Origin of the sequence: Kitasatospora sp. NPDC057936 (genome assembly GCF_042887525.1) — a bacterium.
GTDB lineage: Bacteria > Actinomycetota > Actinomycetes > Streptomycetales > Streptomycetaceae > Kitasatospora.
This window is the reverse complement of record NZ_JBHVPD010000206.1, coordinates 1-1803: the sequence shown is the minus strand read 5'-3', so window position 1 is coordinate 1803 and position 1803 is coordinate 1. Positions and strand designations below refer to the sequence as shown.

General features: G+C 38.4%; 2 protein-coding genes. Both read right to left on the bottom strand.

From position 1 onward, the window contains the following. Positions 1–34: 34 nt before the first annotated feature. Positions 35–208: a hypothetical protein gene (locus ACFVU9_RS45425; RefSeq protein WP_387603969.1), complete on the bottom strand. Its 174-nt coding sequence runs from the start codon at positions 206–208 to the stop codon at positions 35–37. Between the two features lie 684 nt (positions 209–892). Continuing rightward, a partial coding sequence (locus ACFVU9_RS45420) for a hypothetical protein (protein ID WP_387603966.1) occupies positions 893–1803 on the bottom strand: 911 nt, incomplete at its 5' end.

Here is a 1803-nt window from a genome sequence, read left to right as displayed (position 1 = left end):
AACCCCAAATCCGAAGTCAGTTTTTCAACAAAAATTAGCGTCCTTTTCCCAAATAGTCCCTATACAATTCCTTAATAGCAAACTCAATTACAGCATCTTTTGAAACTCTTCCAAATTCATTGTGTTTTGTAAAATGTTCGGCTAATAACTCTAGCTTTTTAAATGTTTCAACAGTAATTCGAGGTCCAATTTGTATTTTCTCTTCCATCCAAACACACTCCTAACAAGTTGTTAACATAATTCTAACATTGGAAATAATAGAATTCAAGAACAGAAAAAAGAAGCACACTCGGAATGATATTTCGTTTCCTTTTGATTCCGAGCCTCCACCCCTTACAATCCCCAAAGGCAACCGACAAGGGAAAATTCGTCCCTTATCGGCACCTCCGGAAATTGTACAGCAAGGGGTCACTCCCAATAAAAAGACTACGACATATAAAACAGGTTTAGCTTCAGAGAAAAAGAGCATAAGGAAACTCGGTGCCACCCTAAAAAAAAGGGTGTCAAACAGGCTGTGCCTGTTGAGTTTCTATGCTCTTAGAACAGGTGCCGTTTTTGAAGCCAAAGATATAGCATAGATACCCCATAGATATAGCAGGGATATACCAAAATATCTCTAGAGATACGGGTATCTATGCTATATCTCTCTACAAGATTCCTCCACACGCTTGACGGAAATGCTTCAGCATTTTAGCACTCACTCGACAGAGTGTATAAGTGCGCCATTCGGAATTTCAAAGCTTCAAATTTCACAGAGAGTGCCCATTTATACACACCCCCTAAATCGTGGTGTGACAATGGGTTCTCGCCGGCTCGAAATCGGTTTGTCATTCTGACAAATAACCCTTCGGGAAATAAAAAAAACGGCTCCATAAAGAGGAACCGTTTTGCTTCAAAAATCACGTTTTGTGTTATACTGGAGAAACGAAAGTGTGTTTTCAAAATTGTCATTTTCGACATGATAACTTTTCTCGTAGTGTGGTTTTGCCGAACCCACTACTTTTTTTATGTCTCCGAACTTCATTTCTTCCCGTTCCGGCTTAACAATCCCTTTTGATTTTCGATACATATTCATTCCGGAAGGATACATGTGCAGCCGTCCGCCTTTTAAAAATTTCTTTTCCCGACCTTCTACGATCTTTGTTTGCACCTCACAGCCCTCTGAAGCCACTTTTAAGGCTGTTTCCCTGTCTTGGACATCTTCTAGGTCTATATCAGTCAAATAAGCGCTCAAATAGGCTCCTATGTTGTCTATATCCTTTAATGACTTGATTGTTACAAATCCTAAACCCCATAGACTCCTTAATTCAGCATTTTTAATATAAATCTTATCCAAATCATTAAAGCGCATTAAAACATGACAATGCCAGGCTCCACGTCCTTGTGGCTCTACCACCGATAAATAATCTATCGAACTTTCTTTCTTGTATTTATAACGCAACCTGTCGATAAAATTTTGAAAATCACTATAAAGTTTTTTCGTGTCCGTCATATTTTTCTTGTATGTCAAAGTTATATGTAATTCATTTGGCCGTCCTATAAAATTGTTATTTATCAAATAACGCAGCTTCTTAAAGGTTTGTCTCAAAGAATTATAATTTTCCTGCCGATTTTCCGAATGCTCGAACTCCCGGATCTCCCCAGTAGAGAGGTCTACAAACCTATCCTTGTCCAATTTTTTGATATTATTTTTCCGGTTCATCTTCTCCATATGCTGAACTTCAATGACGTGATTCATAGTGGTCACTTTTACAACATCATTTGGAGCTATGAAAACCGCGTCACCATTGCGTTTATCCATCC

Excerpts from the sequence above, each read along its gene's own strand:
- ACFVU9_RS45425 (WP_387603969.1), bottom strand. The coding sequence starts at position 208 with ATGGAAGAGAAAATACAAATTGGACCTCGAATTACTGTTGAAACATTT.